Raw genomic sequence first — 20,858 nt, forward strand, 5'->3', positions numbered from 1 at the left:
CCGGTCAGAGGCCGTGGCGGCGGGGGCCGGCTACGCGCTCTGCGTTGCGTGCTTCGGAGGCGTGGTCGAAAGGTGACCGTCGCAGGTCGACGGCCCACCTGGTCGACTCTGCCACCAGGTCCGCGTTGATCTGCGCACCGGCGGCGGCCCCGGCGGCCGACGACGCGCCGACCTGGGCGGACGGTTCGGTGACGTTGCCCGCCACCCACACGCCCGGCACCTCGGTGCGCCCCATCCCGTCCGAGGGCACGTGCACGCCCGTGCCCGACGGGTGCTCGACCGCGCGCAAACCCAGACCCGCGAGGAACTCCGCGCGGGCGACCATCCGGGTCGCCACGGCCACCACCTCGCGGGCCACGACCGTGCCGTCGGCCAAGCGCAACCCGGTCAAGCGGTCGTCGGCGACCTCCACGGCCGCAACCTCGCCGTGCACCACGGGGACGTCCAGCGCGGCCAGCTTCTCGCCGTCTTCCTCGGACAGCGGGCGGCTGTTGGCGAAGTAGGTGACGTCGGCGCTCAACTGCCGGAACAGCAGCGCCTGGTGCACCGACATCGGCCCGGACGCCAGCACCCCGATCGCCCGGTCCCGCACCTCCCACCCGTGGCAGTACGGGCAGTGCACGACGTCGTGACCCCACCGGTCGCGCAGACCCTCCACTGCCGGCAACTCGTCCACCAACCCACTGGCCACCAGCAGCCGCCGGGCGTGCACCGACCGGCCGTCGGTCAGCGACACCGTGAAGCCGGGCGCCGTGGAGCCGGGCGCCGTGGAGCCGGGCGCCGTGGAGCCGGGCGCCGTGGAGCCGGGCGCCGTGGAGCCGGGCGCCGTGGAGCCGGGCGCCGTGGAGCCGGGCGCCGTGGAGCCGGCGTCCGCCCGCTCGACCCCGGCCACCTCGCCGTGCACCACGTGCCCGCCGTACCGCCGTACTTCCGCCCGCCCCCGTTCCAGCAGGTCAGCGGGCTTCACCCCGTCGTGCCCCAACAAACCGTGGACGCCCTCGGCGGGCGCGTTGCGCGGTGCGCCCGCGTCCACCACCAGCACCGACCGCCGCGACCGGGCCAGCATCAGCGCCCCGCTCAGCCCGGCCGCGCCGCCGCCGACCACCACCACGTCGTACCTGTTCACCAACTTCTCGGTCACCGTGACCACCTCCGCCGACAACGATGCGTCGACTCTGGCCGAACGGGCAAACTTCGTTGCCGAAATGGCAAGCGCACGACAACGTCTTCATTGGTTATCGAAATTCTTGACGATCTCGTTTCGCGCCCAAGCTTGTCCGGCAACCCGGTGCCGTCCAACTACCACACCACCCTCCAGAACTTCGCCAACCTCGGCGTGGACGTCCCGATCACCGAACTCGACATCGAGGGCTCCGGCAGCACGCAAGCCCAGCGGTACCAAGGGGTCGTGCAGGCGTGCCTGGCCGTGTCCCGGTGCAACGGCATCACCGTGTGGGGCATCCGCGACAGCGACTCGTGGCGCGCGTCCGGCACCCCGCTGCTCTTCGACAGCAGCGGCAACAAGAAGCCCGCCTACACCTCCGTCCTCAACGCCCTGAACGCCGCCGGCACCCCGGGCACCACGACCACCACCACGGCCGCCCCGCCCGCCGACTGCACCGCCGCTACGTCGCCCTCACCTTCGACGACGGCCCCAACGCGAGCACCACCACCCAGGTGATCGGCGCACTGCGGTCGGCCGGCGCCCGCGCCACGTTCTTCAACCAAGGCAACAAGGTCGCCGCGAACCCGTCGCTCACCAGGTCCCAGAAGGACGCGGGCCACTGGATCGGCAACCACTCCTACACCCACCCGCACATGACCCAGTTCAGCCGGTCCCAGATGACCTCCGAGATCAGCCAGACCCAGCAGGCGATCCAGCAGGCCACCGGCGAGGCGCCCAAGCTGTTCCGCCCGCCCTACGGCGAGACCAACAGCACCCTCAAGGCGGTCGAGGCGCAGTTCGGCCTCACCGAGGTGCTGTGGAGCGTCGACTCCCGGGACTGGAACGGGCGCCGGCACCGCGCAGATCGTGCAGGCCGCGTCCAACCTCCAGGCCGGCGGCGTGATCCTCATGCACGACGGCTACCAGACGACGATCAACGCCATCCCGCAGATCGTGGCCAACCTGAAGTCCCGGGGCCTGTGCACCGGCATGATCTCGCCCAGCACCGGCCGCGCCGTCGCCCCCACCGACACCCCGCCGGGCACCACCACCCCGCTGCCCGCCGGTTCTTGCACCGCGACCTACCGGACCACGCAGCAGTGGGGTGACCGCTTCAACGGCGAGGTCACCATCACCGCCGGCTCCTCGGCGATCACCAGCTGGACCGCGACGGTCACCGTGACCGCGCCGCAGAAGGTGTCGGCCACGTGGAACGGCACGCCCAGCTGGGACTCCAGCGGCAACGTGATGACCATGAAGCCCAACGGCAACGGCAACCTCGCGGCGGGCGCGAGCACCACGTTCGGCTTCACCGTGATGGCCAACGGTCAGTGGGCGAACCCGACCGTGTCCTGCCGGACGCCCTGACGTGCCAGGATCTCCGCCATGACCGACCAGCCCCCAGCCGACCAGCCCACGCTCGAAGAGCGGCGGGCGCAGGACCAACGGGTGATCGAGGACTTCCGGGCCAACGGTGGCGTGACCGAGGGGCGCACCCTGCTCCTGCTGCAGCACGTTGGAGCGAAATCCGGAATTGAACGGGTGACCCCGCTGCGCTACCTGTCCGCCGGCGACCGCTGGGTCGTCGCGGCCGGCAACGGCGGACTGCCGCACAACCCGGGCTGGTACTACAACGTGCTCGCCCGGCCGTCGGTCGTGGTGGAGATCGGCACCGACACCCTCAAGGCCACCGCGCGCATCGCCCGTGGTGCCGAGCGGGAGGAGTTGGCGGACCTGTTCCGCAACGCCAAGTCCCGGTTCGCGGCGTTCGAACGGGCGCTGGCGCGGGAGATCCCGATCGCGGTCTTCGAACGGGCCTAGCCGCGACGCCGCCCCCTTCACACGCGAAGGGGGCGGCGCGAGGGCGTTTCAGAGCCGGTAGAAGTCAGCGTAGTGGTTGGGCGAGAAGTAGACCGCGCCGGTCGTCCGGTCGACCACGATCCGGTAGGCGTCCCGCGCCGCGCCGCACGCCCGCGGGTAGACGTCGAACTCCAGGTAGGACCGGCCGCTGGGCAGCTGGCCCTCGCGGTTGTAGAACGTGCCGCCGGCGAAGTTGCACTGCCCGTTGGGCCAGCTGTACCAGCCGCGCGTGCTCGGGTAGCCCTTGGCGGCCCACGTCGAGTTGGCCGACCGGGCGGCGGTGCAGCGGGTCATGGTGCAGGAGCTGTAGACGGCCGCGTCGGCGGTCGGGGTGACGGCCGTCGTGACGCCGAGCACGGACACCAGCGCGCTCAGGGCGACGAGCACCCGCTTGGTCCAGGAGAGCCGGGTGCGGTCCAAGGTCTGCATGGAACCTCCTTGGCAGGGTTGCGGAGAGACCAACGGTCACGATCGTGGCGGTTATCGCCGGCTCGGGCCACGAAATGGGTCACCAAGAGTCGGTGAACGGCGTGTTCGGCGCGGCCGACGACATCCGCCGCACCGCCGCCGCCTACTACCCGGGGCCTGGGCCGGCTGTGTGCGAACCGGTGCCGGGTCACCGGCCTCGACGCCGCCGCCACGCCCCGGTCGGAGAGCCTGCGCCGGGGCGCGCTGGACGCCCGCTGCGCGCCTTCCTGGCCGGCGACGAGGACGCGGGCCGCCGGGTCGTGGACGAATACCTCGACCTGCCGACCACCCACCTCGACACCGGCATCCGGTCCGACGGCCTGCCGCACGCCCTGCGGGGGTGGCACGGCGACCCGGTCGGCGCGGAGATCGTGGCCCGCTTCAACGCTGGTGCCGCGGCGGTGATCAGGCCGGTGGCGCCCACCACAGCGCACGACCGGGCGCTGGATCGCACACGGTCCACACTGGACAAAGCACTTCCGTTGCTGGGCCTTGGCGAGGGGTGACGTGCTGGTGGTGGAGGTCCGGTCGGGGCTCAAGCTGGACCAGCAACTGGCAGAAGACGCGCACGGGCTGGTGCCGGCGGCGCTCCGGCGGGTGGCGGCGCTCCGGCGGGAAGCGGCGCGGCGGCGGATCCGGTTCACGCGCGGGTCGAGCTTCGGGTTCCGGGGCACCGGTTCGAGACCATCGTGCCGCGGGTGGCGGACGGGCGCGGGTTGGTCAAGGTGGCGGCGGGGTCACGGGAGGGGCCGTTCCTGGACGCGTTGATCGAGGTCCTCCGCGAGGTCGGCAGCCTCCCCGACCTCGCGGCCCCGCACGCGAAACACCCCGACCTGCAACCGGTGCCGCTGACCTGACGACCTCACACCAGGCTCGACCAGTAGTCCCAGAACGCGAACAGCACCAGCACCACGATCACCGCGTACCACAACGCCGGCACCGCGCTGTGCACCCGGCGCAACGGCGCGAGCGCCGGCCACGTGTCCAGCGTCGTGTACCAGAAGATCGGCAGCATCACGACCCACACGACCATGCAGTACGGGCACAGCGCCCGGATGTCGTACAGGCTCGCGAAGATCAGCCAGTGCACGAACACGACCCCGAACGCGGTACCGACGTTCATCGCCACCCGGAACCACCGGGGCGGCTCGAACCCCGCCAGCACCGCCACCCCCGTGGTGACCACGACCGCGAACGCCGCGATGCCCAGCAACGGGTTCGGGAAGCCGAACGCCTCCGCCTGCGGGCTGTCCATCACCGACCCGCACGACACCACGGGGTTGAGTGAGCACGTCGGCACGTACGCGGGGTCGCGCAGCTTGGCGATCTTCTCCAGCGCCAGCGCGGCCGCGGCACCCAGGCCGAGACCGCCGCCGACGACGTAAAGCCAGGCCAGCCGGGGGTTCATCCGCCCAGGGCCTGGTCGATCTTCGCGCGCAGCTCGCGGTCCACGTCCGCGTAGGTGTCGCCGGAGGGGGTGAACTTCTCGCCGTTGAGGAAGAACGTCGGCGTGCTGGACACGCCCAGCGCCTGCCCGTCGGCCAGGTCGCGGTCGATCACCGCCTGGACGTCCGGCGAGGCGGAGTCCGCGCGGAACTTCTCCACGTCCAACCCGATGTCCTTGGCGTACTCCTCGAACTTCGCGGTCGCGGCGGCGGCGTCGGTGCTGGTGCTCCGGCCGTTCACCGCCCACGTCTGGAAGCCGTCGTAGAGGGCGTGGTACATCTCCCGGTACTTGCCCTGCTTCGCGGCGGCCTCGGCGGCCTTCGCGGCGGGCAGCGCCAACGGGTGCATCTGGAGCGGGAAGTTGCGGGTCACGATGGTGATGCGGCCCTGGTAGTCCTGCTCCAGCTTCTTGGTCACGTTGGCGTAGTAGGCGGCGCACGCCGGGCACTGGTAGTCCAGGAACTCGACCAGGGTGACCTTGCCACCCTCCACACGGGACAGCGTGTGCGCGTTGGCCGGCACGAGCCGCTCGTCCGGGGCGCCGTTCGCCCCCGACGACCGGTTGACCAGGAGGATGCCGCCGATCACGGCCGCGGCGACCACGACCACGACGGCGGTGAGGATGAGGTTGAGCGACGGGCCGCGGCGCGCGGTCACCGGGTTCTTCGTGCCTGACATCGAGGTGTTCGCCCCTAGTTCGAGAGTGCCTGTGGCCTGGTGGTCGGACGTGCGACCCCGGAAGTTCCCGGTATCACCCGACCGTGGGGTGTCGGCTGCTACCTCTGCGTGCCTACCAGGACCGGTGTGAGGTCGGGGTGGGGCATGTCGGCATCGAGCGGGTGAATCGGGCGGTTCAGGCGGTCGTAGCGCAGGCTCGCCAGGTCCTGGCTCACGCCGCCGGCGGTGAGGGCGAGGACGGAGCCGGCGGCGGCGCGGTGGAGGTCCGGTTCGAGGTAGCCGATCTTGACCGCGGTGAGGTCGTGGGCGGCCGGGTCGAGGTCGAGGGCGGTGAGGTCCGCGACGAAGTGGTAGGGCTTGCGGCGGGTGGTCAGCACGGCGTGCACGCCGCCGGACCGGACCACGGCGAGGTCGCCGCCCACCGGGTCGTCCTCGACCACCCTGTGCACCACACCGGTCAGTCGGGTCGGTTCGTCCCCGGAGAAACAGCCGCCAACGGCGAGGTCCACCGACCCGCCCTCGCCCGCCTCGACGCACGCCCGCACGGCGGCGGGGTCGACGCAGGAAGCCCAGATCGCGGTCCGGGCGCCCGAGGCGAGGTCCGGGGTGTCGAGCAGGGTGGCCAGGAACCAGGTCGCGTCACCGGAGCCGCCCGCGGTGGGGTTGTCGCCCGAGTCGCTGACGAAGAACGGGCGGCGGTCGGAGTCCAGGGCGGTGCGGACGGCGTCGGTCGGGGACAGGGCGGTGACGCAGAACGCGAAGTCGTCCCGGGCTTTCCACAGGTCTTCGGCGAGTTCGCGGGCGGCTTCCCGCACGGCGTCCGGCGAGGTCCCGGAGACCAGGACGTTGACGCTGCTGCGCGGGGCGTCGGCCCAGGCGTAGCCGATCCAGATCGACGCGTCGAGCACGCCCGGCCGGGCGGACACCTCCGGCAGTCGGGCGTAGATCTCGCGGGCCGGGTCGAGCCGGGTGCTGGTGCGTTCGCCGGGCAGCAGCAGCGGCACCCGCACCCACGCGCGGACCGGCCGTTCACCCGTGCGCAGGTGGTCGACCAGGAGGCGGCAGGCGCGTTCGCGGGTCCCCTCGACGTCCACGTGCGGCGCGGTCCGGTAGGCGGTGGGCAGGTCCACCAGGTCGGCGAACTCGCGGGTGACCTGGCCGTGCAGGTCCATCGACGCCGACATCGGCACGTCACCGACCACCTCCCGGACCCGCCGCACCAGGTGGGTCTCGGCGTCGTCCAGCCCTTCGACGTGCATGGCCCCGTGCAGGTCGAGGTACACGCCGTCGAACGGGCCGTGCTCGGCCAGCCCGGCGGTGATCCCGTCCAGCAGTTCGCCGAAGGCGTCGGCGACGACGGGTCCGCCGGGCAGCGCACGGGCGACCAGGACCGGCACGAACTCGACGTCCCGCCACGTGTCGAGGAACGGGTAGCGGCTCAGGTCGTGCCACACGGTGAAGTCGGCCCGGGTCGTGCGGTGCGCACTGAAAGTGCTCGACTCGGTCCCGATGCCGCAGATCGCCACGCGCTTCACGAGGTCACCGCCACGGTGATGGCAGCGGTGTGCAGCTTGCCGCCGTGCGAGAACTCCAGGAACAGGCGGTACTCGCCCCTGTCCGCGAACACCGCTTTGAAGGTCAGTTCACCGTTGATCAAGGGTGCTCCGGGTGGTTCTACGGGGTGGAGGTGGGTTGCCGACAAGAGCATGGTGTGGAAACCGGTCATGTGGCCGTTCGCGCCCAGGTGGGGGTCCAATGCTTTCACAGGGGTGCCGTCCGGGGCGCGGATGGCGAACCTCAGGGACTGCGGGCGCATCGCGCTCGGATGTTCGGGTTCGTCTATCCGGGTCACGGTGAAGCCGTCCGCCGTCACGGTCGAAACAGCCGGCGCGGGTACCGGGACGAGGGACGTGTCGCCGGGAACGGTGAAGGGCACGCCCAGCACCACCGGGTGGCGCGGGTCCTTGGTGTCCGTCGGCACGAACTCGGCGAACATGCGGTAGGCGCCGCCGTCCGGCAGGGACAGGGTGGTGTGCCACGTATCGCCTACCAACGTCGGGTGCACGTGCTGGAAGACGTGCATGTCGTCGCGGATGGCGAAAAAGTGCATCTGCTTGGTCTGGTTGTCCAGGAACGTCGTCACGGGCGCACCGTCCCGCAGGATGCGGAACGCCACCGGGACGGCCGGTCCCCGCTCGGCGGGCATGGTGACCCGGTCGAAGCGGTAGCCGCCCTCGGCCTCGGACAGGCCGTCGCTGTGGGCCGCCGGGACCAGGTCGGGCTGGTGCGTCGAGTGGGCCGGGGCCGGGGTGGGGCGGGTCAGGGTGATCGTCGCCGCGGCCACCACCGCCGCGGCGGCGGCCAGGAACGCCCAGTCGGTGAAACGCAGGCTGCGCATGGGGGTGCTCCTCGCACGCGGGCGGGTGGCGGTGGGCCGCCACCCGCCTCGAAAAACGTCAGAACTGGAGGCTCCAGGCGTCGATGTAGCCGGTGTCGGCCTGGTAGACGTCCTGTGCGCGCAGCTGCCACGTGCCGTTGGCCGTCTCCGTCGAGGCGTTGACGGTGTAGGTGGTGAGCACGTTGTCACCGCTGTCGTTGTTCGACGACTTCAGCCGGTACGTCGAGCCGTCCGGGGCCACCAGGTCGATGACCAGGTCGCCGCGGTAGGTGTGCTTGATGTCGACGTTGACCTTCAGCGTGGCGGGGGCGTTGCCGGCCACCCCGGACACGGTGACCGACGACGTCACGGCCGCGCCGGCGTCGGGGATCTGGACGTCGGTGGTGTTCTCGAACCGGGCGGGCGGGGGTTCGGTGCCGCCGAGGTTGGGCTTGACCACCACCAGGCCCTGTTCGATGCCGTTGACCAGGACGATGCCGCTGGCGAAGTACGGGTAGTTGCTCCACGCGCCGTTGAACTTGGCTTCGTCGCCCGCCGGGTAGATGTCGAAGTACCCGACCTCGGTCAACCGCGCCGAGGCGACCCCGCTGACGTCGAGGATCCGCAGACCGGCCTGGTAGTTGGCCTGGAAGCTGTGCTGCCCCTTGACGTACTGGTTGTGGTCGATCGCGGTGGCGGGGGAGTGGTAGGTGCCGGTGTGCACCGGGTTGGTCAGGTCGGCCAGGTCCCAGATGTAGGTCTTGGTGCGCTTGTCCGTGCCCGAGGACTCGTCCAGTTCGTCGTCGAGCAGGAAGTACCGCTGGCCCTCGGTCAGCCAGCCCTGGTGGGAGTACTGGGAACCGGAGTAGCCCTTGCGGGACAACTGGACCGGGCGCGCCTTGTCGGTCACGTCGACAATGGTCAGCGTGTCCTCGTTGGCGTTGAAGCAGATCTCCCGGCCCTGGTACTGCACGTGCGGACCGCGGTAGATGACGCACTGGGTGTCGTGGGTGTAGCCGTCCTGGGAGACACATCCGGCGTTCTTGGGCGCCTTCGGCGTGCGGATGTCCACCATGTGCGGTCCGCCGCTGCACGTGTTGGAGCCGATCGCGTACGCGTAGCCGGTTTCCTCGTTGATGGCGATGTTGTGCGCCGGCCCGAACTCCTTGTACAGCACGTCCGCGGTGAACGTCTGCGGCGTGGTGATGGTGCGCAACCGGGTCAGGTCGAACACCTGCATCCCGTGGCCGGAGATGAAGTCGGCGACGATGAACGCGTGGTCCTTGTAGACCTTCATGTCCCGCCACGTGCTGCTGCCGCCGTTGGACGGCAGGTTGCCCAGGTACTTCGGCGCGGTCGGGGTGCTGACGTCGACGAACGCGGTGCCGTTGGTGCGGCCGACGATCGCGTACTCCTTGCCGGAGGACGGGTCGGTCCACCCCCAGATGTCGTTGCCGTTGCCGCCGCCCATGCTCGACAGCGGCAGGACGCTGAGCAGGTCGACGTTCTTGCAGGGGTAGATGTCGGCCTTGCCGTTCACGCACGGCACGCCGGCCGCGGTGCCCAGGACGGCGTGCCGGTCGGCGGGTTGGTGGTCGGCCAGGAAGGCACGGGCCGCGGCCTGGCCTTCGGGGGTGTCGGGGTCGTGCGCGGACGCCGCCGTCATCGACAGCGCGACCGCGGCGGCCGTGAGCACGGCCAGACCCGCCCATCGCAGGGATTTCATCGGGCGCTCCTCACCGGAAATTCCCGGACCGCGTGATCGCGGTCCGGGAGCAGGGTTTTCCGATCAGGTCCCGACGATAGGACCGTTGCGGCCGGGGTTTAACCTCCGATCGTCGGTTGGGAGCGGTCCCTTGGGAGGGTCAGCGCCGACCGGCCTTGGCCAGGGTCTCCTTCAGCACGTGGTACGCGGGCTTCTTGCCGAAGTCGTCCCACATCACCGTCGCCGCGCCTTCGCCCTCGAAGAACACCGGCACCCACGAGTACTTGTCGGTGAATCCCCAGATCGTGAAGGAATCGCAGCCCTCCACGTTCAGGCACGCCACCAGGGTGCGGTTGTAGTAGTCCGCCTGCTGGGCGAGCTGGGCCGGGGTCGGCACGCCGTCCGCGGGCAGGTCCATGCGGACGTCCAGTTCGGTGATGGCGGTCTCCAGACCCAGGTCGGCGAACCGCTGCAGGTTGGCCCGCAGGTCGCCCGGGAACCCGTAGCGGGTGCTCAGGTGGGCCTGGGCGGAGAAGCCGTCCACCGGGACGCCCTGCGCCTGGAACTGCTTGACGAGCGCGTAGTAGGCGTTGCTCTTGGCGTTGACGCCCTCCACGTTGTAGTCGTTGAAGAACAGCTTCGCCTTCGGGTCGGCTTCGCGGGCCCAGCGGAAGGCGTCGGCGACGATGCCGGGGCCGAGTTCGCGGATCCAGATGTTCTCCGTGGTGCGGAGTTCACCCGAGTCGTTGAAGATCTCGTTCGCCACGTCCCACTGCTGGATCTTGCCCTTGTACCGGCCGACCACGGTCTTGATGTGGTCGCGCAGGATGGACCGGAGTTCGTCCTTGGTGAAGGAGCCCTCCGACAGCCAGGCCGGGTTCTGGTTGTGCCACAGCAGCGTGTGCCCGCGCACGACCTGCCGGTTGCGCTGCGCGAACTTCACGATGGCGTCGGCCATGCCGAAGTTGTACTTGTCGCGCTCGGGGTGGATGTACTCCCACTTCATCTGGTTCTCGGCGGACACCGAGTTGAACTCCGCCGCGAGCACGGCGCGGTAGGGCTGGTCGGAGGTGAACGGGTCGGGGTAGGGCATGTTCTCGTGGTGCCCGCCGCCGGCGACGGCGGTCCCGATGAAGAACCCCTTGGGCGCGGCCTTGCGCAGGGTGTCCTTGCGGGCGTGGCCCGCGTCCTCGACCGACGCCTCGTCGGCGGTGGCGGTCAGCGGGGTGAAGAGGGCCAGCGCGGTGAGCGCGGCGGTGGCCAGACGGGTGGTTCTCATGCCGGAGCTTCTCGCTTCCTTGCGACGGCTGTCCGTCGAAACTTTCGCAAGAAGATTGCTAAGTTTCGGTCTTGCGGACCCTAAGCCGGTGGTCGAGCGGCCGTCAAGGTTCGGGTTCCCGCAGTCGGTGCACTGGGCCGGGCGGGTGACACCAGGACCGCTCGGTAACGAGCGCCGCCGTCGTTCTCGAAACGGGTGAGGGAAGCCCGCCGCCTGATGAGGGGACGACGCATGTCGACCGGTAACCGCCGCAGACCGATACCCAGAGGACGCGCCGGCGGCGTGCTCCTCGTCGTGCTGGCGCTGATCGCCTTCGGGCTCACGCCGCCGGAGCTGTTCGGGGGCCGGGTCACCCCGACCTCGACCGGCGACGGCTCGGTCGCCGTCCCCGACCACCCCGAGGGCGCCGCGTTCAACCCCAACCAGCTCAAGGGCATCAAGGCCGCCGACCCGACCGCCGGCGTCAACCTGGTCTCCGCGCCCACCGCGAACAACATGGGCGACGCCCGCCTGTCCTACCCGCTGGAGGTCCCGCCGGGCCGCTCGGGCATGCAGCCCAAGCTCGCGGTCCAGTACAGCTCCGCCGGCGGCAACGGCTGGACCGGCGTCGGCTGGGACCTCGCCCAGGCCCAGATCACCCTCGACACCCGCTGGGGCGTCCCGCGCTACCACGCGCAACTGGAAACCGAGAGCTACCTGCTCAACGGCGAACAGCTCACCCCCGTCGCGCACCGCGGCGAACTCCAGGCCCGCACCGCCGAGAAGGTCTTCCACACCCGCGTCGAAGGCCGGTTCGACAAGATCGTCCGGCACGGCGACCACCCGACCAACTACTGGTGGGAGGTCACCGACCGCGAGGGCACGCGCTCCGTCTTCGGCAACGACCCGAACTCCACCCTCAAGGACGCCTCCGGCAACATCGCCACCTGGGCGCTGCGCGAAACCCGGGACACCAACGACAACTTCGTCCGCTACCACAGCACCAAGGTCGACGACGGCGGCATCGCGAACGGCTCGGTGCCGGGCAGCAACCTCTACCTGACCAAGATCACCTACACCGGTCACGGCGACACCGAGGGCCGCTACTCGGTCACCTTCACCCGCGACCGCGACCGGGGCGAGCCCCGCCGCGCCGACGTGCAGATCGACGCCCGCGCCGGGTTCAAGCGGGTCACCGCGGACCTGCTGCGCCGCGTCGAGGTCAAGGTCGACGACACCCTGATCCGCGCGTACGAGCTGGACTACCGGCAGGGCGCGTTCGCCAAGACCCTGCTCGCCTCGGTCAGCCAGTTCGACGCGAACAACGCCCGCTTCAACACCCACACGTTCGACTACTTCGACGACATCCGGGACGGCAGCGGCGCGTACAACGCCTTCGACGCCGCCGGCAACTGGGGCATCGGCGACGACGACCTGGGCGTGAACGTCCGCGACGGCGAAGCCAGTGCCCTCTCCGCCACCACCAACAAGAGCGCGGGCGGCCACCTCTACGTCGGCTACAACCCGACCTCGGTCAGCAAGTCCAACTCCGCCGGCGTCAAGGTCGGCTACAACTCCGGCTCGTCGGACGGCCTGCTCGCGCTGGCCGACGTCAACGGCGACAACCTGCCGGACAAGGTGTTCCGCTCCGGCGGCGGCGTGTTCTACCGGCCCAACGAGTCCGGCCCCGACGGCCCGACCAAGTTCGGCGACACCGCCATCCGCCTGACCAACCTCCCCGGCATCTCCACCGAGAAGACCCGCTCCGGCACGGTCGGCATCGAGTCCTACTTCGGCGTCGCCGCGCAGCTCGACTACGTCTCCACGACGACCACGTCCGACCGGTACTTCCTGGACGTCAACGGCGACGGCATCACCGACCTGGTCAACAACGGCGGTGTCCTGTTCGGCCGGCTCGACGCCAACGGCCAGCCCACCTACAGCACCGACAGCGGCGACACCGGCGTCCCGATCGGCTCCGGCACCGCGTCCGGCACGATCGTCGGCGACCAGACCGCCGAGTTCCAGCGCCAGGTGGACACGTTCCCGCTGCTGGACGGCGTCCGCCGCTGGGTGGCTCCGTTCGACGGCGTGGTCCGCGTGGACGGCCGGGTCAAGCTGGTCCAGGACACCAGCCCCGAGCGGCAGGCCTACACCCGCGCGGACGGCGTCCGGGTCACCGTCCAGCACCAGGACACCGAACTGTGGGCCCAGCGCATCGGCCCCGACGACCACATCGAGTTCGCCCCGACCGGCACCGACAACATCACCGTCCGCAAGGGCGAGGCGCTGTTCTTCCGCGTCCAGTCCGTGCTCGACGGCATGTACGACACGGTCGCGTGGGACCCGAAGGTCACCTACACCAGCTTCACCGCGAGCACCGACGTCAACGGCCTGGCCAACGACACCTACCTGGCCTCCCGCGACTTCACCCTCGGCGGCCGACCCTCGGTCGTCGTCGCGCCGCTGACCGGCACCCTGCACCTGTCCGGTGACGTCACCAAGACCGGCCCGACCACCGACGACGTGACGGTCGTGGTGTCCCGCAACGGCACCGACGTCTACAGCCAGGTCCTCGACCGCACCACCGAGGACACCGCCCACCTCGACCTGGACATCCCGGTCACCGCCGACGACACCCTCTCATGGCGGCTCAAGGTCGACTCGCCGGTCGACGCCGGCACCCTGCGCTGGGTCCCGCGCGCCCACTACACGGCCGCGGAGGGCCTCGACTCGGTCGTGGACGACAACGGCAACCCGGTCCTGGTCATCAACCCGCCCTACGACCTGGACATGTACCCGGTGTCCACGCTGACCGCGCCGCAGGCGTCCCACACCGCGACGCAGACCGGCACCGTCACCGTCGACCCGGCCCTGGCCTTCGACTTCGCCGGCCAGACCCCGAACACCCGCGTGGTCTTCACCGTCAAGAAGCGCGGCGCACTCCTGGCCAAGCGCGTGATCGACATCGTGAACGGCCAGGTCCCGGCGGACCTGCGGGTCACGGCCGACGTCCAACAGGGCGACGAGCTGTTCTTCGACTTCGCCACCCTGGACACCGGCCTGCCCGCACGCCTCACCGCCCAGTCCGCGGCGATCTCCTACGACGGCACGAACTTCACCGCCGTCCCGAGCGCGCTGCACGCCTCCGCCGAGCAGGGCGCGTTCGCCCAGCCGTACCGGGGCTGGGGCGCGATCGGCTACCAGGGCAACCGCGACCGGGCCACCCAGCCGATCGTGCGCAGCGACCTCGTCCTGGACGAGAGCTACAAGAACGACCTGCCCGAGGGCCCCACCGAGGACGACGTCCCCGGCTTCACCAACGACCCCAAGGTGAAGCAGCCGAGGATCACGGTCTTCGCACCGCTCCCGGCCCAGGACCGCTGGGCGGGCGCGGACGACAACACGTGGGTCGCCCGTGACGCCACCGCCAGTTCCCGCATGGGCCTGGACACCATCGACGTCATCAGCGACAGCGACGTGGCCGGCGCCACGGCGGTGTCCCGGCGCGGCCGCACCCAGCAGATCTCGACCACGTTCGGCGCGAGCATCCCGGGCGTGCCGATCGGCGCGGGCGCGAGCGTCGCCAAGGGCCGCACGGTCGGCCAGCTGGACTTCCTCGACCTCAACGGCGACCGGTTCCCCGACGTCGTGGGCTCGGCGGGCGTGCAGTACTCCGACATGACCGGCGGCCTGGGCGACAAGCGCGGCAGCGTCGGCGGGTCGGTGCGCGAGTCGGAGTCGCTGGCCTACGGCGTCAACGCCAACGCGGGCAGCCCCGCCCGCACCAGCGGCAACGCGCGCGGGCAGGACTCACCCTCGGGCAGCCGCAACGCCAACAGCGCCAAGTCGGGCGTGGAGATGCCCGCGCTGGGTGTGGGCGGCAACGTCGGCGGCGGCGAGTCCGACACCGGCTACGACCTGCTCGACATCAACGGCGACGGCCTGCCGGACAAGGTGTTCGACAACGGCGACGCCGCGCTCAACCTGGGCTACTCGTTCGCCGACCGCGAGCCGTGGCCGGGCGGCCCGGTCAACGACGGCAAGACCACCAACGCCGGTGTGAACCTGGGCTTCAACACCAACTACTACGGGTTCGCGGGCGGCGTGTCGGCGGCGGTCGGCTCGTCGGTCACCAGCGCCACGCTGCTCGACGTCAACGGCGACGGCCTGGCCGACCGCGTGTTCGCCAACGGCGACCAGCCGGTCGGCGTGGCCATCAACACCGGCAACGGGTTCGGCGCGCCGACGCCGTTCCGGGGCAGCGGCGGCGAGATCGGCAAGGACGAGAACGCCACCCTCGGCGGCGGCGTGTACTTCACGTTCGGGTTCTGCTTCTTCTTCGGTTGCCTGGTGTTCAACCCCGGCGGTGACGTCTCCACCGGCATCGGCCGCGCCGAGGTGGCGCTGCGCGACGTCAACGGCGACGGCTACGCCGACCACGTCCGGTCGACCCGGGACAACGAGTTCGTGGTGGCGGCCAACAAGACCGGCCGCACGAACCTGCTGCGCACCGTGTCCCGGCCGCTGGGCGCGAAGATCGACCTGGACTACACCCGGTCCGGCAACACCACCGACCAGCCGGACTCCAAGTGGGTGCTGTCGCGGTCGGCGGTGCACGACGGGCACCCGGGCGACGGCCAGGACGTGCAGCTGTCCACGTTCCGGTACGAGGGCGGCAAGTACGACCGGCTGGAGCGGGAGTTCCTGGGCTACGGCAAGGTCGTGGCCGAGCAGCGCGACGCGGGCGCGGGTGACGCCGTGCTGCGGACGCTGACCGAGGAGTACCGCACCGACACGGTGTACGCGCGCGGCTTGGTGACCCGCTCGGTGACCGCGGACGCGCAGGGCCGGCTGTTCCAGGAGACGATCAACACCTACCAGCTCCGCGACATCGGCACCGGTGGCACCGCGAACCCGGCGTCCACCACGGCGACGGTGTTCCCGCTGCTGGCCCGCGTGGACAAGCACTACCACGAGGGCCAGGCCAACCCGGGCAAGTCCACGTACACCGAGATGTCGTACGACGACCACGGCAACCTCATCCGCTCCTTCGACGCGGCCGACGTCGGACCGGCTGACGACGTGGAAGCCGAATTCGGCTACACGGCGTCGATCCCAGCCTGTCGCGACCGCAACATCGTCGGCGTGGCCAACCTGGTCCGCGAATCCGGCACCAGCCCACGCGCGCTCATGCGCCACCGCGAGTCCACAGTGGACTGCACAACCGGTGACGTGACGGTGGTCAAGGAAATCCTGCCCGACGGCTCGGCGGCGGTCAGCGACCTGACCTACCACCCCAACGGCAACCTGCGCACCGTCACCGGCCCGACCAACAAGAACGGCCAGCGGTACCAGCAGGAGTACGGCTACGACACCGTCGTGGGCGTGCACGTCGAGCACATCAAGGACAGCTTCGGCTACGAGTCCACGGCCACGCACGACATCCGGTTCGGCCTGCCCGACCTCACGATCGACGAGAACCACCAGTCCCTGCGCACGTCCTACGACAGCGTGGGCCGGGTGGACGAGATCGTCGGCCCGTACGAGATCGGTTCCGGCCGGGCGACGATCGACTTCGAGTACCACCCGGAGGCGAGCGTCCCGTACGCGGTCACCCGACACCTCGACCGCACCGCCACCGGCGTCCGCGACGACACGATCGACACCGTCCAGTTCGCCGACGGCCTGGCCCGTCCGGTGCAGAGCAAGCAGGACGGCACGGTCGCGACCGTCGCCGGGGCCGACCCGGCGGACGTCATGGTGGTCTCCGGCCGGGTCACCTTCGACCCGCTGGGCCGGGTGGTCGAGCAGTACTACCCGGTCACCGAGCCGAAGGGCGCGGCCAACACCACGTTCAACAGCTCTTACGACACGGTCGCGCCCACGAAGCTCAGCTTCGACGTCATGGACCGCAGCATCCGCTCGGTCCTGCCGGACGGCACGTCCAACGAGCTGTCCTACGGCTTCGGCGTCGACCGGTCGGGCACGCCCAGGTTCGAGACCGTCGCCACCGACGCCAATGGCAAGCAGCGCCGGACCTACACCGACGTGCGCGTGCTGACCACGTCGGTGAAGGAGTTCAACGCCGGCACGCCGATCTGGACCAGCTACGGCTACGACCCGATGGGCCAGCTGACCAGCGTCGTCGACGACAAGGGCAACACCACGAAGGCCGAGTACGACAACTTCGGCCGGCGCACCGTCGTGGACAGCCCCGACCACGGCCGCACCGAGACCCGGTACGACCTGGCCGGCAACAAGACCGCGAAGATCACGGCCAAGCTGCGCGCGGCGGCCAAGGCGGTCGAGTACGACTACGAGTACAACCGCCTGGCGGGCATCCGGTACCCGGTGTTCTCCGGCAACAACGTCACCTACACCTACGGCGGCCCGGGCGCTCCCGACAACGGCGCGGACCGCGTGGTGGCGGTGAAGGACGGCGCGGGCACGGTGACCCGCAAGTACGGCGCGCTGGGCGAGAAGACCAGCGAAACCCGCACCGTCACCGCCCTGGTCACACCAGCCCGCACGTACACCACCCAGTACCGGTACGACTCGTTCAACCGCGTGCTGGACATGACCTACCCCGACGGTGAAGTGCTCACCTACGAGTACGACTCCGGCGGCCAGGTCCACCGGGCGACCGGGCGCAAGGCCGGTTTCGACTACCCGTACCTGACCCGGCTGGACTACGACAAGTTCGGCCAGCGGCTGGTGCAGCAGACCGGGACCGGCGTGGTCACCACGTTCGCCTACGACCCGGCCGACCGGCAGCTGAGCAACCTGAAGTCGAGGCTGGCCGACGGCCACCAGTTCCAGGACATCTCCTACGAGTACGACAACGTGGGCAACGTCCTGTCGCTGACCAACACCGTCCCGCTGCCGCACGGCAAGCCGATCGGCGGCCCGAGCAGGCAGACCTACCGCTACGACGACCTGTACCGGCTCACGTCGGCCGGCGGCGAGTACCAGAACAAGGACAACAAGCTCGACCGGTACTCGATGACCTTGGCCTACGACTCGATCCACAACCTGACCGGCAAGACCCAACGCCACGAGATCCTGGTCAACCCGGGCACGACCCTGTCCCCGGCGCCGGAGCAGCAGGTCCTGGCCGACGACCCGGTAACCGACCCGGCAACCGGCGAGCCCCTGCCCCCTCTCGGGCCCATCGAGCCCGAGGACGAGCAGACCTCCCAAACCGAACCCGCTCCAACCTCGGAACCCGCCCCCGAACCGACGACCGCTCCCGCCTACACCCCGATCTCCTACTCCACGTCCACCGACGGCAACGCGCAGGAGCAGAAGAAGACCACCTACGACTACACCTACACCTACAACAGCGGGAAACCGCACGCCCCCAGCGGCGTCGGCCCGGTCAACGAGTTCTACGACGCCAACGGCAACCTGATCGACTCGGTCAACACCTTGCCGCCCGCGCCGGGCAAGCGCCGGCAGCTGGTGTGGGACGAGGAGAACCGGCTGGCGTGCAACCAGGACCACAGCCGCAACAAGACCGTCGCCCAGCACCCGGACGCGTGCACCAGTCCGCAGCAGCCGGCGACCGTGCGGTACGTGTACGACGACGAGGGCAACCGGGTCGTCAAGCACGCCGGTCCGCAGCACATCTACCCGAACCGGGCGTTCAGCGAGCGCAACGGGCAGTCGTTCAAGCACGTGTTCGTCGGTGACACCCGGATCGCCACGAAGACGGTCAAACCCGACTCCACCTACGAGAACCACCACTTCTACTTCCACGCAGACCACCTCGGGTCGTCCGGGTACGTCACGGACGAGCACGGCAACCTGACCGAGCACACCGAGTACTTCGCGTTCGGCGAGCCGTGGGTGCAGGAGCACCCGGCGCAACCCACGCCGGTCCCGTACCTGTACGGCAGCAAGGAACTCGACGAGGAAACCGGCTTCTACTACTACGGCGCCCGCTACTACAACCCGCGGACGCAGGTGTGGCAGAGCCCGGACCCGATCGTCGAGTCCTATCTGGACGGTGCGCCGGGTGGCGGCGTGTACCAGCCGTTCAACCTGGCCGCGTACACGTACAGCCGCAACAACCCGGTGAAGTTCACCGACCCCGACGGCCGGTACGTGGAAAGCGCGTGGGACGCCATCAGCCTGGGCATCGGCGTGGCGAGCTTCGTGCAGAACGTGCGCGAGGGCAACGGCTGGGGTGCCGCGCTCGACGCGGTGGGCATCGTCGCCGATGGTGCCGCCCTGGTCCTGCCGGTGGTCCCCGGTGGTGCCGGTGCCCTGATCAAGGCCGGTCGGGCCGCGGAGAAGGGCGTGGAGGTCGTCAAGGCCGCCGACCGGGCTCGTGACGCCGAACGTGCGCTGCAAGGTGCGCGGGCGGCGGACAAGGGCGGCGACGCGGCCAAGGCGGCTCGCAACACGTCCGTGCCGTGTGCGGTGCCCAACAGCTTCACACCGGACACCCCGGTGCTGATGGCCGACGGCACCCGCAAGCCGATCAGCGAGGTGGAGATCGGCGACCTGGTCGTGGCCACCGACCCGGAAACCGGCAAGACGGAGACCAGACCCGTCACGGACCTGATCGTCGGCGACGGCTCGAAGAACCTGGTCGAGATCACCGTCGACACCGGTGACGGCAAGGGCACCGTCATCGCCACCGATGGCCACCCGTTCTGGTCGGTCGACCTGAACTCGTGGGTCGACGCGGGGCTGCTGAAGGCCGGCACGCTCCTGCGCACCGGCAGCGGCACGTACGTCCAGGTGGTCGCGGTCCGGGCGTGGACCCAACAGCAACGGGTCCACAACCTGACCGTCGACGGCCTGCACACGTACTACGTGGCAGCGGGTGCCACGGACCTTCTGGTCCACAACTGCGGTGGCCCGGTCATCCGCAACAAGCACCTGGCCGGCAAGACCCACCCGAAGACCGGCGTCCCGTTCGACAAGAACGGCTTCCCGGACTTCTCCAAGTGGCGCCACCCGAAGGTGCCGGACGTGCGCATCAAGCTCACCGGCAACCGGAAGATGGACGAGAAGCTGGCCAACGAGGCCGCGGGCCTGAAGAGCACGCCGAAGGACTACACCTGGCACCACCACCAGGACAGTGGTCGAATGCAACTCATCAGGCAGGACGTCCACAGCGCCACCGGCCACACAGGAGGGCACGCGTTGAAGACGCATGAGTGACCCGTTCTGGGAGGAGGACCCGTACTACACGGGTCCTCCTCTGACCGAGGCGATGGTCCGAGGGGCGGAGGCGCTGCTCGGTGTCTCCCTCCCGCGGGCCTACCTCGAATTGTTGGCTCGACGCAACGGCGGCACCCCTCGCCGCCGTTGCGTGTTCACCCCTTTTCCGACCTCGTGGGCCCCGGATCACATCGAGATCCGGGGCTTGCGGGGGATCGGGGGGAAGTGGGGGATCGACTCGCCGGAGCTGGGTAGTAGGTACATGGTGGAGGAGTGGGGTTATCCGGACGTGGGCGTGGTGATCTGCCAGATGCCTTCGGCGGGCCACGACACGGTGATGCTGGACTACCGAGCATGCGGCCCAACCGGTGAACCGGCCGTGGTCTACGTCGACGAGGACCGCATCCCAAGACAAATCGCAGCCTCCTTCACCCACTTCACCACCACCCTGACCACCTGCCCAGACTGACTCGCAAGCGCTCTTCGCCCCGCACACGGGCTGCTTTGGCGCGCAGCGCCTGCCCTGCGCCCGCGCAGCGGGCTGCCCTTACCGCGCGCAGCGCGGTCGCTTTTGGCTTTTGCTTTTCCTCCCCCGGTGGCCTCCCAAGCCCGCTTTTCATCTTGAGAGCGCGTCAGCGCGTTCGCTTGTGAAAGCGGTTTAAGAGCTTTGAAAAACGCGCGTAGCGCTCTCAAGAAAACGCGCTGACGCGCTCTCAAGATCAAA

At 69.9% G+C, this 20,858-nt stretch carries 14 protein-coding genes and 2 pseudogenes; 8 read left to right on the forward strand and 8 right to left on the reverse strand.

Translation table 11 applies throughout. From position 1 onward, the window contains the following. Window positions 1–4 precede the first annotated feature (4 nt). The gene (locus RIN75_RS31090; RefSeq protein WP_309115612.1) at window positions 5–1,141 is read right to left on the reverse strand and encodes an NAD(P)/FAD-dependent oxidoreductase; all 1,137 of its coding nucleotides are present in this window, start codon (window positions 1,139–1,141) and stop codon (window positions 5–7) included. A gap of 135 nt (window positions 1,142–1,276) precedes the next feature. Here RIN75_RS31090 and RIN75_RS31095 point away from each other — a divergent pair. The 4 genes and pseudogenes from RIN75_RS31095 to RIN75_RS31110 form a co-directional block, all read left to right on the forward strand. Beyond that, window positions 1,277–1,579, forward strand: a pseudogene (locus RIN75_RS31095) (endo-1,4-beta-xylanase); the annotation flags it as partial. Further along, window positions 1,477–1,917, forward strand: a pseudogene (locus tag RIN75_RS31100) (polysaccharide deacetylase family protein); the annotation flags it as partial. The pseudogenes RIN75_RS31095 and RIN75_RS31100, both read left to right, overlap by 103 nt. A gap of 115 nt (window positions 1,918–2,032) precedes the next feature. Then, window positions 2,033–2,533 carry a cellulose binding domain-containing protein gene (locus RIN75_RS31105; protein ID WP_309115613.1) on the forward strand — a complete coding sequence of 167 codons (501 nt, stop codon included), beginning with the start codon at window positions 2,033–2,035 and terminating at the stop codon, window positions 2,531–2,533. Window positions 2,534–2,551: 18 nt separating this feature from the next. Next, on the forward strand, window positions 2,552–2,986 hold the full coding sequence (locus tag RIN75_RS31110; protein ID WP_309115614.1) for a nitroreductase/quinone reductase family protein: 435 nt from the start codon (window positions 2,552–2,554) through the stop codon (window positions 2,984–2,986). Window positions 2,987–3,034: 48 nt separating this feature from the next. Here the strand turns inward: RIN75_RS31110 and RIN75_RS31115 are convergent, their stop codons facing one another. Next, complete coding sequence (locus RIN75_RS31115; protein ID WP_309115615.1) at window positions 3,035–3,454, reverse strand: ribonuclease domain-containing protein; 420 nt, start codon at window positions 3,452–3,454, stop codon at window positions 3,035–3,037. Between the two features lie 92 nt (window positions 3,455–3,546). Between RIN75_RS31115 and RIN75_RS31120 the strand changes: the two genes are divergently transcribed. Then, entirely contained in the window at window positions 3,547–3,999 is a 453-nt protein-coding gene (locus RIN75_RS31120) for a hypothetical protein (RefSeq protein ID WP_309115616.1), read from the forward strand. Between the two features lie 192 nt (window positions 4,000–4,191). Next, a complete protein-coding gene (locus RIN75_RS31125; protein WP_309115617.1) occupies window positions 4,192–4,350 on the forward strand; it encodes a hypothetical protein in 159 nt (52 codons plus the stop codon). A 5-nt stretch (window positions 4,351–4,355) separates the two neighbouring features. Here RIN75_RS31125 and RIN75_RS31130 read toward each other — a convergent pair whose 3' ends face one another. The 6 genes from RIN75_RS31130 to RIN75_RS31155 form a co-directional block, all read right to left on the reverse strand. Then, window positions 4,356–4,901, reverse strand: a complete 546-nt coding sequence (locus tag RIN75_RS31130; RefSeq protein WP_309115618.1) for a vitamin K epoxide reductase family protein — start codon at window positions 4,899–4,901, stop codon at window positions 4,356–4,358. After that, on the reverse strand, window positions 4,898–5,617 hold the full coding sequence (locus RIN75_RS31135; protein ID WP_309115619.1) for a thioredoxin domain-containing protein: 720 nt from the start codon (window positions 5,615–5,617) through the stop codon (window positions 4,898–4,900). Before RIN75_RS31135 ends, RIN75_RS31130 begins: the two co-directional genes overlap by 4 nt. 98 nt (window positions 5,618–5,715) lie before the next feature. After that, entirely contained in the window at window positions 5,716–7,152 is a 1,437-nt protein-coding gene (locus RIN75_RS31140) for a M81 family metallopeptidase (protein WP_309115620.1), read from the reverse strand. Further along, window positions 7,149–8,015, reverse strand: coding sequence for a hypothetical protein (locus RIN75_RS31145; RefSeq protein ID WP_309115621.1), 867 nt, complete (start codon window positions 8,013–8,015; stop codon window positions 7,149–7,151). Before RIN75_RS31145 ends, RIN75_RS31140 begins: the two co-directional genes overlap by 4 nt. Before the next feature lie 58 nt (window positions 8,016–8,073). Continuing rightward, on the reverse strand, window positions 8,074–9,720 hold the full coding sequence (locus RIN75_RS31150; RefSeq protein ID WP_309115622.1) for a choice-of-anchor B family protein: 1,647 nt from the start codon (window positions 9,718–9,720) through the stop codon (window positions 8,074–8,076). 139 nt (window positions 9,721–9,859) lie between these two features. Next, the gene (locus RIN75_RS31155) at window positions 9,860–10,978 is read right to left on the reverse strand and encodes an endo-1,4-beta-xylanase (RefSeq protein ID WP_309115623.1); all 1,119 of its coding nucleotides are present in this window, start codon (window positions 10,976–10,978) and stop codon (window positions 9,860–9,862) included. Between the two features lie 282 nt (window positions 10,979–11,260). On the opposite strand from RIN75_RS31155, the gene RIN75_RS31160 reads away from it, so the two are divergent. Both RIN75_RS31160 and RIN75_RS31165 read left to right on the forward strand, forming a co-directional pair. Further along, on the forward strand, window positions 11,261–20,134 hold the full coding sequence (locus RIN75_RS31160; protein ID WP_309115624.1) for a SpvB/TcaC N-terminal domain-containing protein: 8,874 nt from the start codon (window positions 11,261–11,263) through the stop codon (window positions 20,132–20,134). After that, the gene (locus RIN75_RS31165; RefSeq protein ID WP_309115625.1) at window positions 20,127–20,603 is read left to right on the forward strand and encodes an SMI1/KNR4 family protein; all 477 of its coding nucleotides are present in this window, start codon (window positions 20,127–20,129) and stop codon (window positions 20,601–20,603) included. Before RIN75_RS31160 ends, RIN75_RS31165 begins: the two co-directional genes overlap by 8 nt. Window positions 20,604–20,858 lie beyond the last annotated feature (255 nt).

Source organism: Saccharothrix sp., assembly GCF_031180885.1.
Taxonomy (GTDB): Bacteria; Actinomycetota; Actinomycetes; order Mycobacteriales; family Pseudonocardiaceae; genus Actinosynnema.

Coding starts and splice junctions, on each gene's coding strand:
- RIN75_RS31110 (WP_309115614.1), top strand. CDS start 2,552: ATGACCGACCAGCCCCCAGCCGACCAGCCCACGCTCGAAGAGCGGCGG.
- RIN75_RS31165 (WP_309115625.1), top strand. CDS start 20,127: ATGAGTGACCCGTTCTGGGAGGAGGACCCGTACTACACGGGTCCTCCT.
- RIN75_RS31155 (WP_309115623.1), bottom strand. CDS start 10,978: ATGAGAACCACCCGTCTGGCCACCGCCGCGCTCACCGCGCTGGCCCTC.
- RIN75_RS31150 (WP_309115622.1), bottom strand. CDS start 9,720: ATGAAATCCCTGCGATGGGCGGGTCTGGCCGTGCTCACGGCCGCCGCG.
- RIN75_RS31130 (WP_309115618.1), bottom strand. CDS start 4,901: ATGAACCCCCGGCTGGCCTGGCTTTACGTCGTCGGCGGCGGTCTCGGC.
- RIN75_RS31145 (WP_309115621.1), bottom strand. CDS start 8,015: ATGCGCAGCCTGCGTTTCACCGACTGGGCGTTCCTGGCCGCCGCCGCG.
- RIN75_RS31135 (WP_309115619.1), bottom strand. CDS start 5,617: ATGTCAGGCACGAAGAACCCGGTGACCGCGCGCCGCGGCCCGTCGCTC.
- RIN75_RS31115 (WP_309115615.1), bottom strand. CDS start 3,454: ATGCAGACCTTGGACCGCACCCGGCTCTCCTGGACCAAGCGGGTGCTC.